The organism is Sulfurimonas aquatica, from assembly GCF_017357825.1.
Classification (GTDB): Bacteria; Campylobacterota; Campylobacteria; order Campylobacterales; family Sulfurimonadaceae; genus Sulfurimonas; species Sulfurimonas aquatica.
In genome coordinates this window covers 2,364,824-2,379,035 of the sequence record NZ_CP046072.1, presented here as the reverse complement: position 1 = coordinate 2,379,035, position 14,212 = coordinate 2,364,824, and the positions used below count along the sequence as shown (strand labels likewise).

Annotated in this window: 17 protein-coding genes; 13 read left to right on the top strand and 4 right to left on the bottom strand. The window is 35.5% G+C overall.

Features of this window, described 5'->3' with window-relative positions:
* Window positions 1-84 precede the first annotated feature (84 nt).
* The 4 genes from hpf (at window position 85) to hemJ (ending at window position 2,143) form a co-directional block, all read left to right on the top strand.
* Complete coding sequence (gene hpf, locus GJV85_RS11450) at window positions 85-414, top strand: ribosome hibernation-promoting factor, HPF/YfiA family (protein WP_207561512.1); 330 nt, start codon at window positions 85-87, stop codon at window positions 412-414.
* An 85-nt stretch (window positions 415-499) separates the two neighbouring features.
* Entirely contained in the window at window positions 500-1,105 is a 606-nt protein-coding gene (locus GJV85_RS11445) for a hypothetical protein (RefSeq protein ID WP_207561511.1), read from the top strand.
* Between the two features lie 9 nt (window positions 1,106-1,114).
* Window positions 1,115-1,711 (top strand): hypothetical protein, encoded by a 597-nt coding sequence (locus GJV85_RS11440; protein ID WP_207561510.1) that lies wholly within the window; start codon window positions 1,115-1,117, stop codon window positions 1,709-1,711.
* Between the two features lie 9 nt (window positions 1,712-1,720).
* Window positions 1,721-2,143, top strand: coding sequence for a protoporphyrinogen oxidase HemJ (gene hemJ / locus GJV85_RS11435; RefSeq protein WP_207561509.1), 423 nt, complete (start codon window positions 1,721-1,723; stop codon window positions 2,141-2,143).
* An 88-nt stretch (window positions 2,144-2,231) separates the two neighbouring features.
* Here hemJ and der read toward each other — a convergent pair whose 3' ends face one another.
* The 3 genes from der to GJV85_RS11420 all read right to left on the bottom strand — a co-directional run bounded on the left by der (window position 2,232) and on the right by GJV85_RS11420 (window position 4,821).
* Entirely contained in the window at window positions 2,232-3,728 is a 1,497-nt protein-coding gene (gene der / locus GJV85_RS11430) for a ribosome biogenesis GTPase Der (protein ID WP_207561508.1), read from the bottom strand.
* A 110-nt stretch (window positions 3,729-3,838) separates the two neighbouring features.
* Window positions 3,839-4,243 carry a hypothetical protein gene (locus GJV85_RS11425; RefSeq protein ID WP_207561507.1) on the bottom strand — a complete coding sequence of 135 codons (405 nt, stop codon included), beginning with the start codon at window positions 4,241-4,243 and terminating at the stop codon, window positions 3,839-3,841.
* Window positions 4,243-4,821: an LPP20 family lipoprotein gene (locus tag GJV85_RS11420; RefSeq protein ID WP_207561506.1), complete on the bottom strand. Its 579-nt coding sequence runs from the start codon at window positions 4,819-4,821 to the stop codon at window positions 4,243-4,245. The genes GJV85_RS11425 and GJV85_RS11420 overlap by 1 nt, the downstream gene beginning before the upstream one ends.
* 130 nt (window positions 4,822-4,951) lie before the next feature.
* On the opposite strand from GJV85_RS11420, the gene GJV85_RS11415 reads away from it, so the two are divergent.
* Window positions 4,952-5,398, top strand: coding sequence for a phosphoribosyltransferase (locus GJV85_RS11415; protein WP_207561505.1), 447 nt, complete (start codon window positions 4,952-4,954; stop codon window positions 5,396-5,398).
* A 6-nt stretch (window positions 5,399-5,404) separates the two neighbouring features.
* Here the strand turns inward: GJV85_RS11415 and GJV85_RS11410 are convergent, their stop codons facing one another.
* On the bottom strand, window positions 5,405-6,157 hold the full coding sequence (locus GJV85_RS11410; RefSeq protein ID WP_207561504.1) for a DnaJ domain-containing protein: 753 nt from the start codon (window positions 6,155-6,157) through the stop codon (window positions 5,405-5,407).
* 66 nt (window positions 6,158-6,223) lie between these two features.
* On the opposite strand from GJV85_RS11410, the gene GJV85_RS11405 reads away from it, so the two are divergent.
* The 8 genes from GJV85_RS11405 (at window position 6,224) to GJV85_RS11370 (ending at window position 14,192) form a co-directional block, all read left to right on the top strand.
* Entirely contained in the window at window positions 6,224-7,111 is an 888-nt protein-coding gene (locus tag GJV85_RS11405; RefSeq protein ID WP_207561503.1) for a DMT family transporter, read from the top strand.
* A gap of 101 nt (window positions 7,112-7,212) precedes the next feature.
* Window positions 7,213-8,004 (top strand): 3-deoxy-8-phosphooctulonate synthase, encoded by a 792-nt coding sequence (gene kdsA, locus GJV85_RS11400; protein WP_207561502.1) that lies wholly within the window; start codon window positions 7,213-7,215, stop codon window positions 8,002-8,004.
* A 111-nt stretch (window positions 8,005-8,115) separates the two neighbouring features.
* Window positions 8,116-8,580 carry a 6,7-dimethyl-8-ribityllumazine synthase gene (gene ribH / locus GJV85_RS11395; RefSeq protein WP_207561501.1) on the top strand — a complete coding sequence of 155 codons (465 nt, stop codon included), beginning with the start codon at window positions 8,116-8,118 and terminating at the stop codon, window positions 8,578-8,580.
* Window positions 8,580-8,993, top strand: a complete 414-nt coding sequence (gene nusB, locus GJV85_RS11390; protein WP_207561500.1) for a transcription antitermination factor NusB — start codon at window positions 8,580-8,582, stop codon at window positions 8,991-8,993. Before ribH ends, nusB begins: the two co-directional genes overlap by 1 nt.
* A gap of 11 nt (window positions 8,994-9,004) precedes the next feature.
* Window positions 9,005-11,431 (top strand): multiheme c-type cytochrome, encoded by a 2,427-nt coding sequence (locus GJV85_RS11385; protein ID WP_207561499.1) that lies wholly within the window; start codon window positions 9,005-9,007, stop codon window positions 11,429-11,431.
* Window positions 11,431-11,874, top strand: a complete 444-nt coding sequence (locus GJV85_RS11380) for a DUF302 domain-containing protein (RefSeq protein ID WP_207561498.1) — start codon at window positions 11,431-11,433, stop codon at window positions 11,872-11,874. Before GJV85_RS11385 ends, GJV85_RS11380 begins: the two co-directional genes overlap by 1 nt.
* A complete protein-coding gene (locus tag GJV85_RS11375) occupies window positions 11,859-12,911 on the top strand; it encodes a dehypoxanthine futalosine cyclase (protein ID WP_207561497.1) in 1,053 nt (350 codons plus the stop codon). Before GJV85_RS11380 ends, GJV85_RS11375 begins: the two co-directional genes overlap by 16 nt.
* Window positions 12,912-14,192 (top strand): M16 family metallopeptidase, encoded by a 1,281-nt coding sequence (locus GJV85_RS11370; protein WP_242689785.1) that lies wholly within the window; start codon window positions 12,912-12,914, stop codon window positions 14,190-14,192.
* The last annotated feature ends 20 nt before the right edge of the window (window positions 14,193-14,212 follow it).

Below are 14,212 nucleotides of genomic sequence, written 5' to 3'. Positions count from 1 at the left end.
AATATTATACCAATCTCAGCTTTATTTTGTTACCATATAAGTATATAAGAGGTGTCGATAGACACTTCAGACAAAGGATTTATTATGAACTTACAAATTCGTTCAAAAGATGTTACATTAACTGATGCTACTAAAGCTCATATCGAAGGTGCTGTTGAAGCATTTCAAAAATTTTCATTAGATATTACAACTATTAATTGTGTTATTGCTGCGGAGAAAAAAGGTGTTAATGTTGAGTTTGATATTCATATTGCCCATGCACAGCCTGTTATTATTAACCAAAGTGATGACTCTTTAGATGCAGCTATCGACTTAGCGATTGATAAAGGAAGTAAAGCACTTCGTCGTCTTCATGACAAAGTTGTTTCTCACAAAGCAACTTCAGTTAAAGATTTAGAAACATTAGACGCATAATCTAATTGCATAAATACATAAACTTGTATGTCGATATCTTTGGCATACAAGTTTTCTTTACTTCCCTCATTTTCAAGGAAACTACTTGAGACTTCTTTTTATATTCGCCTTACTTTTTGTTCATTTGGTTGCACAAGATAAATACTCTTTGCGTTTAGAAGCAGGACAATCCTCTGCTAGTGATTTTGATCAACTTTATACTTTTAAAGGTTTTAATACAAGCCCATATAATACAAAAGTCTATGGAATAGATGGAGGTTATGAGTTATATAATAATCTTTTTACACTACCATTAGATATATATTTAAAAGCAGGGCTGAGTTACTTTGATGAGAACTATCATCAAAAAGATTTTTTAGAGGGAACATTCTATATAAAGATGTACTATTCACTAGAAGCTTTGGGTTATGAGTTGCGAATCGGTATTGCTGAAGGTGTCTCTTATGCCCATAGAGTACCTTATGTAGAAGCGAGAGAAGCCATAGAAGAGAATGACAATCAATCAAACTTTTTGAATTATATGGAGATTACTTTTGATATAGACTTAGGTAAAATTACTCATCAAAAATATCTAGATGAGGTCTACTTAGGCTATCTTATCAAGCATAGGTCAGGTTTTCATGGAGCTTATGGCGGGGTTAGTGATGGCGGGTCAAACTATAATTGTCTCTATGTTGAAAAAAACTTTTAAGGAAAATATTTGAAAATATTTTTAATGCTTTTTATTGCACTCAATCTTATGGCACAAAATGATTACTCTCTTCGTATAGCTCATGGTAATGCGACAGAGAGTGCATTAGGTGATGTAATTATAGGAAAAATTGGCTCTCATCCAGAAGATTTACAAGTTTATAGTCTTGATTTGGGCTATCTTGTAAAAGAGAATGTATTTGAGATGCCAATTGATATATACATTAAAACTGGGTTGTCAAAATATAATGAAGATAAATATAAAAGTATTTATGGTGCTTCTATACATATAAAAGCATATTATAATCTTGATTTTTTTAGTAATAGAGCTAGATTTGGTATCTCTGATGGAATTTCATATACACATGGCATATTAAGAACTGAGTATTTAGAGGCACTCCAAATAGATGGTAAAACCTCAAAATATCTTAATTATTTAGATATAAGCCTTGATTTTGACCTGGGCAGACTAATCTGTTTTAAACCTATGTATGATACTTATTTTGGATGGGCACTCAAGCATCGTTCAGGTATTTTTGGATTAATTAATGGAGTCACAAAAGGTGGCTCCAATTATAATACTCTCTATATAGAAAAAAACTTTTAAGGAATAAAAATGTACGAATGGGTTTTATGGTTTCATGTAATATCTTTTATATCTTGGTTTGCAGTTCTTTTTTATCTGCCTAGACTTTTTGTTTATCATGCAGAAAATATTGATAACAGTGGTTTTGTTGAAGTTGTGAAAATACAAGAGTTTAAACTCTTAAAATATATTGGTGTACCTTCGATGTGGGCCACAGTAATTAGTGGAGCATATCTTAGCTATCTCTATGGATTTTCTGGAAATGGATGGCTACATACTAAAATAACTCTTGTAGTTCTTTTAATAATTTACTTCTACTCAATGGAAAAGTATAGAAAAGAGTTTGCTGAAGATAGATGCATTAAGTCAGGAAAGTTTTTTAGAATGTATAATGAAATTCCTACAGTTTTAATGCTTCTGATTGTAGGAATGGTAGTACTCAAACCATTCTAGTGTTTAGTCCGCAAAAGGAACTAGTCCCTTTTACTCGCTTGGACCGCTGTGGTCACTGAAGCTTGATACTTTGTAAAGTATTAGAGTTTTATTTCTCTCCGCGTTTTTTCGCTTTAAATAGAACTGGCGTTCCCGTAAAGTTAAACGCTTCACGCATTTTGTTTGTAAGATATCTTCTATATGTGAAGTGAAGACCACTTGGTTTATTCATTATTATTGCAATCTTTGGTGGACGAGTCTCATACTGCGTTCCGTAGTAGATACGAATAACCTGTCCACTTACACTTGGTAATGTATGACGACGAAGTGCTTTTTCTATCACTTCATTTATTTTGCTTGTTGGAATTCTCTGAGAATAGTTTTCATTTATTTCTAAGATCATATCGTGAAGTTTATCAACTCTTAGATGTGACTTTGCAGAGAGAGTAATGATAGGGGCATAAGCAAGAAATTTAAATCTATCACGAACCTCTTTAATTATCTTGTCATGCTCTTCGCGTTTAGAGATGTCCCACTTGTTTAAAACGATAATACAAGAGAGTCTATTGCTATCTACAAGCCCTGCAATTTTCTCATCAAGATCTAAAAATGGTTCACTCGCATCTAAAACTATTAACGCCATATTTGAGTTGTCAAGCATTTCAGTTGTACGCATTAGTGCATACTTCTCTATTCCTAGGATTCTACCACGACGACGAAGTCCTGCCGTATCTACAAAAGTAAGTTGTTTACCTTGATACTCCACAGTCTCATCGATTGGATCAATTGTTGTTCCCGCTACGCTACTGACAACTGAGCGTTCTTCTCCAAGAAGAGCATTTAAAAGGGAACTTTTACCAACATTTGTACGCCCAATGATAGCTATTTTTATATGATTGAGATCTTCTTCATCAAACTCTTTGATACGGTCATTATTTCCAAAGATTGTGTCATCGACAACGACCCCATCCATCTCGTCTTCATCCCAGTATGTATAGCCATCATCATCTTCATCATGCTCAGTTTTATTTGCAAAGAACTCTTCATCATCAAGTTCAGGCTCAATTATAGTTATATCATCATCTTCATCAAGCTCTTCGTCTTCTTTGATGATATCGCTGTCAGGAATCTTACTTGCTATCCACTCTAAAAGTTCAACTGTATTACGGTTGTGTGCAACAGATATTCCAAAAATATCACCTGTTCCAAACTCATAATAATCCCAAAGGTTCTCTTTCATTTTATCGTTATCAATTTTATTTACAACTAGGGCCATATCTTTACCCATAGACTGTAACTCATAAAATAATTTTTTATCTTCATCTTCAGGTATACTTTTTCCATCAACCATATAGAGAATAATGTCAGCTGAATAAGCAGCCTTAAGTGACATCTCTTTAATTTTATCAAAAAGCTCACACCCTTTATCTAGTCCACCAGTGTCAAGAAGCATAGCTTCTCTATCTATAAATGTAACAGTCCGGCGTTTAACATCACGAGTTGTACCCGCTATCTCAGCAGTAATAGCATCACGTTTTTTAATTAAACGATTAAATAGTGAACTTTTTCCAACATTTGGACGACCGATAATGGCGATTTTTTTCATGAGTAACCTTGATGTAAGTGATATAAAAATGAGTATTTATTTGAAATTATAGCTAAATAAGAGGGGATAAAAAGTTGTTTAAAGAGATTCTCTTCACAGAGAAGAGAATTTTAGTCCATTACCATCCATATATAGAGTTCGTTTGTCATTTTATTTTGCCAAACTTTTTCTATATGTGCAGTAACTGATGATGATGCACTGTAGCTACTTTTTGTGTCCATAGTTAAACTAGATTTGTCATTAACTACAGTATTACGTTTATCAATATTTAAACTTACATCAACACCTTGTTGAAGCGTAAGTTCATCTAAAGCACGAGTAATCGCAAGTTTCCTTTGAGAAGAAGGCTTTTGATCATATGTTCTATTTGCAACACCAACAGCACCAATCTTTCCATCTTGGTTTGGATTCATAATCCACGATGGCTTAGCATTGTTTGATGATGGGGCAGGCTGAGAGTTACAGCCTACTAAAAAAAGGACTAAAAAAAGTAAGGTAGATAAAACTACTCTCATTATTCAGAAGGAAATTCCGCTTCTAAACCTTCTAAAGCCTTTTTAGATTGAAACTGCTGCCACAAAGCTTGATCATTTTTAAAGCTAGTTTTAACTGCATTTTTCACTTCTTTATTTACTTCAGACTCACCAACTGTTACTAGCATAAAAAGAGTACCTGATGGAGCAGTCCACGAATCAACTCCTTTTGAGCCTTGTAAATCAACTTTTGCAACTTGTTTAGTTACAGCAGTAGATACAGAGTCAACAGTCTCTTGATCACCAGCACCAGTTGCTCTAGTAAATACCTCTACCTTGTCTTTTACTTGAGATTTTATCTGCTGTGCTAAGTCTGAACGACCATTAGCTAGAGCTACTCTTCTCATGTGTCCCATTCCAGCAGCACTCTTAGCAGCTGTACCAACACCCGCATAAGCACCCTCAACCATAGGTGTACATGTCCATGTAGGAGCTAAAGTATTTTCTTGTTTACAACGAAAATCTGCTTCTTGCTTTGGAGCTGGAGTAGCACCACCACATCCTGAAATTGAAGCAGCGATTAAACCTGCAAGAGCTATCGACGAAAAAGTTTTGATCATTTTGATCTCCTTAATTTTTTATGTATTAATGTATCTTAGCATAAATTTTAAATAATAATTATTAACTAAAGGATTTATTTGATAATTTATCAAATTAAAAATATTCATACAATTTGATATAATGCAAATTATGAAATATTATAATTATGAAAATTTTAAAAATGACACAAATAAGTTAATAAAAAAAGTTAGACCTCTTGAATTTGAAATGATAGTTGGTATAGCTAGAGGTGGCCTCACACTTGCTCACTCTATGGCTGAAGGATTAGATATTAGAGAAGTTCAAACTCTAAGAACAGAGCTCTATGACAAAACATGTAAACGCGAAGAGTTAAGTATCTTTGATAGCTGTAAGTTTGATGGAGAAAAAAGAGTTTTAGTTGTAGATGACATAGCAGACAGTGGAGAAACACTTGATGCAATTATGAAGCATTTAAAATCAAAATACAGTGATATAGAGTTCACTTCTGCAGCACTGTTTTATAAAAAAACATCTATCTATGAACCAGACTTTTGGATAAATGAGGCAAATGAGTGGGTAGAGTTTTTTTGGGAGAAAGACTTTAAAGAGGGATAGACCTCTTTAAGATTTAGCCTTTTTTATCATCTCATAGGCTTGATTTATCTCCTGCGTTTTAGCAGTTGCCTCTTTCATATACTCATCGCTCTTACCTTGGGATTTAATGATGTCTGGGTGGTACTCACGGATGAGTTTTCTATATGCTTTTTTGATCGTGCTCATATCATCATTAGCATTTACCCCTAGAAGTTTGTATGCATCCTCTATACTTGCTTTAGGCTGAACATTTTTCATCATCTGCTCAAACTGATCAAATATAGCATGGTAAGCATTTGGGTCAAACTCTAAAGCTTCGGCTATAGTCTGTAGAGCCTCCTCTTCACCTGAGCTTACTTCTCCATCAATAAATGCTAGTTGGATTAAAAAGCCCATAAATTGCTGCTGTTTTGCACGGTCGCGTTTAATTACTCTGGCTAATTCATGAGCAATCTCTTGCGTGTCGTCACTTCTCTCTTTTTCTTCTTTAAATATATCTTTTAGTATCTGTTTTGTTTTTTCTGGTTGGGGGAAAACAGCTGAAATGTCATCAAACATAATACCAATAAGTTGCGCCTCAAGTGCATCAATCTTTCCATCAGCTTTTGCCACCTTCGCGACAAGTGCTACAAAGAGACCTAGTTCACTATTTTTAAGTGAATCATGTGAGACAGAGAAGTTTTTAAATGCCTCTTTAGAGTAGTCGCTATATTTAGAGTAACTTTTAAATATGTAGTAAAAAAAGTATCCAAGAATTGCAAGTATAATTATATTTGTCATTTTATATCCTAATGTAAAGTGAGAAATTATACAAACTAGAGGTTAATAAATAGATATAATTCGCCTATGAATAGAATATATAAATTAGACAAGGGTGTAAAGTATATGCTTATTGCATCTTTTGCATTTGCCATAATGGGTGCATTTGCAAAACTTGCAAGTTTGAGTATGCCCTCTCTTGAGGTAGTGTTTTTTAGAAATGTAGCAGGTGTGATTTTAGTCGGAATCGCAGTGCTTAAATCTCCTATGAAAAATAAAGGTGGAAAAGCTCTTTTACTCTTTTTTAGAGGATTTATGGGTTTTGTTGCAGTGCTTGCATTTTTTTATAATATCGCACATATCTCACTCGGTGATGCTATGACTTACTCAAAGACTTCACCTATATTTACGGCGATATTCGCATGGCTTTTTTTGTCAGAGAAATTATCTTTTCAAGCATGGCTAGCTATTTTTGTAGGCTTTATTGGCATACTATTTATAACACAACCTACCGGTCTTGGATTTTCTAAGTATGATGTTTTAGGGATTTTTTCAGGTGTAGGTGCAGCACTCGCATACACTGCTGTAAGAGAGCTCAAAAGCTATTATGACACTCGAGCAATAGTACTTTCATTCATGGGAGTAGGAACTGTTGGACCGATTGTTCTGTTTTTAATATCCCCTTATGTTAAGTTACCTGAGTTAGATTTCATGCTTGGTGAGTTTGTTATGCCTCAAGGTGTTGTTTGGTTTTATGTCCTAGGAATGGGTATTTTCGCCACTATCGCTCAGTTACTGATGACAAAAGCTTATGGAGAGACGAAGGCAGGAATCATTGGAGCTGTGTCTTATAGTAATATACTTTTTTCGATTCTGGTTGGAGTATTGCTTGGAGACTCTTTACCATCGATGATTACAACATTTGGAATAGTTCTTATTGTTTTAGCTGGAATAATGGTTGCAAAAACTAAGTAAATTTATATTAATACCATTTTAGATATAATCTCCTACTTTTATTTAAAGCATATATATTGTCAAATAATCATATATGGCATTACATTCCAAAAAGGGATTTTATGAAACTTTTAGCAGGACCTTGCGTTATTGAGAGCGAAGAAAATATTTTTAAAATAGCTCGCGAGCTTGAGAAATATAATAATGATGAGACTATAGACTTTTATTTCAAAGCTAGTTTTGATAAGGCAAATAGAACTTCATTAGAGAGTTTTCGTGGTTTAGGAATAGATGAGGGACTTAGAATCCTTCAAAAAGTAAAAGATGATTTTGGATACAAAATTGTAACAGACGTGCATGAGTCGATTCAGGTTGAGCAAGTTGCAGCTGTTGTTGATATGCTTCAGATTCCTGCATTTTTATGTCGTCAAACGGACCTGCTTGTAGCATGTGCAAAAACATCTTGTGAAGTAAACATCAAAAAAGGGCAATTTTTATCAGCGGATGCTATGAAATATCCACTTTTAAAGATTCTTCAGACTCGTGGATGTTCAGAACCCACTTATGAAAATGCACAAAAGCATGGGGTTTATCTCTGTGAACGTGGAAATAGTTTTGGCTATGGCAATATGGTTGTAGATATGAGAAACTTAGTCATAATGAGAGAATTTGCTCCAGTGATCTTTGACGCGACTCACTCTGTTCAGATGCCTACGGCGCAAGATGGTAAAACAGGTGGAGACAGTTCAATGGTTCCACACTTAGCAAAAGCAGCTGCAGCAATAGGTGTTGATGGTTTCTTTTTTGAAACGCATTTTGACCCAAGCGTAGCTTTAAGCGATGGACCAAATATGTTAAAACTAAACGATTTAGAAAACTTAATACAAAAAATAAAACTTATAGAAAGTATTTAACTTTAGTCGTCTTAGCGGCGCAAGCGGAGTAAAAGGGACTTGTTCCTTTTACGGACAAATAAAGGGAAAAGGTTCCCTTGAATTTTATGAAATAAAATATAAGGAAATGAAATGAAGTTAATTGAAGGTAAATTAAAAGTACTAAATGGTAAAAAAATAGCGGTTGTTAGTACAAGATGGAATCACTTTATAGTTGATAGACTAGTTGAGGGTGCTACGGATGCTTTTGACCGTCATGGTGGAGATGAAGATGATATCACTCAAGTAATAGTGCCAGGTGCTTTTGAGCTTCCAATGATTGTTGACCAACTTTTAGCATCTGGAAAGTATGATGCAGTATGTGCTCTAGGAGCAGTTATCCGTGGTGCTACACCTCACTTTGATTATGTTTCTGCTGAGGCAACAAAGGGAATAGCGACTATGAGTTTAAAGTACCAAAAACCAGTGAGTTTTGGACTTTTAACTACTGATACGATTGAGCAAGCGATAGAGAGAGCTGGAACAAAGGCTGGAAACAAAGGTTTTGAAGCAATGACTACTGTTATAGAGATGTTAAACCTTTATGAGGAACTGTAATGGCAACTAGACATCATGCCCGCATGGCAGTTGTAAGTTTACTTTATGCATATGATTTAGGTAATGGAAACACATCAGAACATGCGGATGAGATTTTAGAAGAGAAGAAAATTAGAAACAAGCAGAAAGATTTTGCGCTTACTCTTTATGATGGCGTTATGGAAAATCTTGAAGCTTGTGATAAAGCAATAGTTGAACACTTAAAAGAGTGGGATTTTGAACGTATAGGAACTATTGAAAGAGCAACTCTGCGTTTAGCTGCTTATGAGATTATGTTTGGTGAACTTGATTCTGCTGTTGTTATAAATGAAGCCGTAGAGATTACAAAAGCATTTGGAAGTGAGCAGTCACCTAAGTTTATAAACGGTGTTTTAGATGCACTCTCCAAAGATAGCTCTACATCTAGTGAATAAATAGATTTTTGATGCAAAAAATACTCTTTCTCATCATTCTGTTTTCAGTCTATTTATCTGGTAAAACTGATTTTACAACGATAAATAACTGCCTAAAATGTCATGGTGGAATCGAGCATATTAGAGATACTCTCTCAGGCATGGCTCTTGCTATAGCCCAAAAAGCAAAAGAAGCAGGATACTCTGAAAATAGTTGTATAGTTTGTCATGGTGGTAATCCTGCAACAAGACACAAGAAAAAAGCTCATAAAGGTACACTCAAGTACTTCTTAAATAACCCCGGACCAAAAGAGTTCTACCCAGCACCTGGAAGTACTTGGATAAATCAAAACACTTGTGGAATGTGTCATCAAGAACAAGTTGACGCTCAGATGAATTCACTTATGATGACTGAACAGGGGAAAATCCAAGGTGCACTTTGGAGTTTTGGAAAAGCTGAGGGTTACGAGCATAACATAGGAAACTATAAAACTTCAAATCCTACTGATCCACATAAACGCCTTGGAACTGAGCGTTATCAAAACTATATGAATAAGTTAGCACTAATGGAGCCACAGGGCTTTCCAAGTGAGATGAAAGAGCTCCCAGAAGCTCCAACGGCTGAGGAGATAATGAAAGACCCATCATTAGCTGTTTATACCTATCTTAGACAGGAGTGTCTGCGTTGCCATACTGGCTCAAAAGGTCGTCAAAAACGCGGTGACTTTAGAGGTATTGGGTGTGCATCATGTCATATTCCATACTCTAACGAGGGCTTTTATGAGGGTGATGATAAAAGTATAAGTAAAAAAGAGAAGGGACATCTTTTAGTCCACTCTATTCAGTCATCACGAGAAGTGAAGGTAAAAGTTCATGAGGTAGAGTACTCAGGTGTTCCTGTTGAGACATGTACGACTTGTCACAACCGTGGAAAACGCATTGGTGTTTCATATCAAGGTTTGATGGAAACACCGTATGAAGGGCCATATGACTCAGAGGGAAATCCTCAACCTAAACTTCATACGAAACGCTATATGCATATGCAAGGGGACATTCACTTTGAAAAAGGGATGTTATGTCAAGATTGCCATACTTCTAATGATATGCATGGAGATGGTTTTTTAGGTGGAGCAAACTTAGCAGCTGTTGAGGTTGAGTGTCAAGATTGTCATGGAACAACATCTGCATATCCGTGGGAACTACCACTTGGATACAGTGATGAGTTTAATACTACAGTAGCAACTGGTGAAGCTCGAGGAACTGTAAAAACTATGGCAGAGTATCTTAAACGCGGAAGCGTTAATGAGCCAAAAGATGGTTACATCTTATCTGCTCGAGGAAATCCTCTTATCCATGCCGTAAAAGATGGAGATGAGATAACTATTCATTTAGCAAGCGGAAAAGATATACAGCTCAAACCTCTTAAAAAACTAAAAGAGGATAAAAAACTCTCACCTAAAGCGCTGCTGGCTATGGATACTATCACTTCACATAATGATAATTTAGAGTGCTATACCTGTCATGCAACATGGGCACCACAATGTTATGGGTGTCATGTAAAGATTGACTACTCTAAGGGTAAGCAAAATATAGATTATTTAAAAGCATCCCACGACCATGACATACATGGTAAAACAGGTGGTATGAAAAATCTTAAAGATTATCTAGTGGATGGAAAAGTAACGGAGAGTAGAAGTTTTCTGCGCTGGGAAGACCCAGCTCTTTCTCAAAATGGAGAAGGACGAATAAGTCCAACAGTTCCAGGATGCCAGACTACTATAACAGTCATTGGTACAGATGGTAAAGCTCTGCTTCAAAATCATATATACAAAATTCCAAACGTAGAAGGAGCGGGTCAAGAGGGACAAAACGCTATAGATATGTCTCCAATTCAACCTCATACAATCTCTAAAGAGTCGCGAAGTTGTGAGTCATGTCACAGCTCCGCTAAGGCAATGGGGATGGGAATTATGGGTTCTCGTGTTACAGCAAACCCTTCTATGACTACCATTACAGATATTATGAGCGCAGATGGAAAAATCTTGCCAACCATAATAGATGAGCAGATACCTGCTATTGCAAATCTTAATTATGACTACTCAAAGTTTTTAGACGAAAATGGCACGCAACTTCAGACTGTTGGACATCACTGGAAACTCTCAGGTCCACTTTCAAAAGAGCAGCGAGACAAGCTAGACAGAAGTGGCATGTGTATCTCTTGCCATATAGATATCCCAGAAGGAAACTTAGCTGTTTCAGGACTTGCACACATGGCAGAGATGGCAAATATAAAGATAGATAAAAAAGAGCATCAGAGCATCTTAAACAAAATACTCAATCTCTCCGCTATCATTCAGATAGTTGCTATAGTATTTATGAGCTTGATGTTTATTTATATTGTTTATACTATCTTTATCAAGAAAAAATCAATAAATCCAAGAAATAGGGGATGGAAATAATGAAAAAACTAGTTTTAGTTTTGCTAATGTTGACAACTGTTTTTGCAAATGAAATAATTATCAAAAAGAGTTCTTGTAGTGTAGATACAACGATTAATAATATAAAAAATATCGTTACAAAAAAAGGCTTAACTGTTTTTACTGTAGTTGACCATAAGAAGAATGCTAGTGGGGTAGATATGAATATGAATGAGTCTAAACTTATCATATTTGGAAACCCTAAAGTTGGCACTATCTTAATGAATGAAGAGATGAAAATCGGCTTAGATTTACCACTAAAGGTTTTAGTCTATAAAGATGATAATGGAGATGTGAAAATAGCATATAGAGATGCAACTTGGATATCAAAAGAGCATCAATTAAAAGAGATGAAGGTGGTATCAAAAGTTGATAACGCACTTAATAAAATAACGACAAAAGCTGGACAATGCAAAAAAGATTAACAAAAGAAGAGGCATTAGATTTAATCCGTAATGCTGACTTAAAAGAACTTGGGCGTTTAGCATCACAAAGAAAAAAAGAGTTACACCCAAAAGGGATAACAACTTTTGTGATTGATAGAAACATAAACTATACAAACATATGTTGGGTTGACTGTAAGTTTTGCGCATTTTACAGACATGAAAAAGACGCAGACGCTTATGTGTTAACATTTGAAGAGATAGATGCTAAGATAGACGAACTTCTAGAGATTGGTGGAACGCAGATACTCTTTCAGGGTGGTGTTCATCCAAAACTCAAAATAGAGTGGTATGAGGATTTAGTTGAGCATATTCATACTAAGTATCCAACTATCACTATTCATGGATTTAGCTCTATTGAACTTGATTTTATTGCTAAGGTTTCTCGCATAACAATTCAAGAGGTACTTTCGCGTTTAAAAGCAAAAGGATTAGCTTCTATTCCTGGTGCTGGTGCCGAGATACTCTCAGATGAAGTACGTGACATCATTGCACCTAAAAAAATTGATTCTGAAGTTTGGGTTGATGTACATCGTCAAGCGCATAAGCTAGACATTATGTCTACGGCAACAATGATGTACGGGACGGTTGAGAGTGATGAAGATATAGTAAACCACTTTGATATGGTAAGAAGTCTTCAAGATGAAACAGGTGGTTTTCGCGCGTTTATTATGTGGAGTTTTCAAGGTAAGCACACAGAACTTTTAGCACAGATTCCAAATATGGAAAAACCATCGTCAAACAGGTACCTACGTTTACTAGCAGTAGCGCGTCTCTATCTTGATAATGTTCCAAATATACAGAGTTCTTGGGTGACGCAAGGCCCATATATCGGTCAGATGGCTCTGCGTTTTGGAGCAAATGATTTAGGCTCAACTATGATGGAAGAGAATGTTGTAAGTTCGGCGGGTGCGGCATATAGTATGGCAAAAGATGAGATGGTACATCTCATTGAAGACTTAGGTGAAACGGCTGCGGTAAGAAATACCGCATATGAAACATTAGAAATTTTTCAATAAATGAAGATAATTTTAACACTACTTATAATAGGACAGATTCTTATGGCGGCAAAAATAGACACTATAGAAGTAAATGGTATAAAAGTACCGTTTATATTTGAAGAGGATAAGAGATTACCTCTTGTTACAGCGCAGATCGTTTTTACAAATAGTGGAAGCATAGCAGATACAAAAAAAGCGGGTTTAGCAAAGTTTTCAGCAAAGCTTTTAAATGAAGGCACAAAAAAACTAGGTTCAAACGCATTTGCCGAGACTCTTGAGTCTAAGGCAATTAGTATATCTGCTCATAGTGGAACTGAAACATTTGTGATGGAGATGAGCTCCTTAAAAGATGAGTTTAAAAATGGACTTGGATATCTCTCAGCACTACTGAGTGATCCAAACTATAGTGATGAGAGTATGAGTAAAATCAAGACTATGACTCTTGGAATGCTTAGTAGCAAGGAGAATGATTTTGATTATATCGCTTCAAATGAGTTGAAATCACTGCTATTTAAAGATACTGTTCTATCTCATCCTACATCAGGAACGGTTGAGAGTGTTAAAAGCATAAAGTTAAATGACGTAAAAGGGTTTATACAAAACCATTTAGTTCTCTCTCGCGCTATTGTTGTCGTAGGTGGTGATGTAGACGTTAAAGACGTGAAGAAAAAAATTGCTAAATTACTTTCCGTACTTCCAATGGGAAAATCTGAAGCTCTTAGTGAGATAAGTGTTGCCAAAAAACCTCAAGAGAGTATCTTAAAAAAAGAGACTGAACAGGCTTATATCTATTTTGGTTCTCCTTATAATATTCAAGTGGACTCGGAAGATTTTTACAAAGCAAGAGTCGCAATCTATATCTTAGGAACTGGTGGCTTTGGCTCGCGTTTGATGGAAGAGATTCGCGTTAAACGTGGACTTGCATACTCTGCTTACGCAAGAGTACATGTTAGTAAGTCGCACTCTTATATGACAGGTTACCTACAAACTAAACTTGACTCTATGGATGAAGCAAAAAAAACAGTTGAAGACGTAATAGCTGACTTTGTCAAAAAAGGCGTGAAAAAAGAGGAACTTGAGCAGACTAAAAAGTTCTTACTTGGAAGCGAACCTTTAAGAGTAGAGACGATGAGCCAAAGACTTAACCGTACTTTTATGGAGTACTACAAAGGTTTTGAACTGGGTCATTCATCTGTAGAGTTGGAAAAAATCCAAAATTTACAACTAAAAGATTTAAATGAGTATATTAAATCTCATAAAGAGATTTTAGACCTAAGCTTTGCAATAGTTACTAAGTAATTGTTGCAAATTGTCATAAA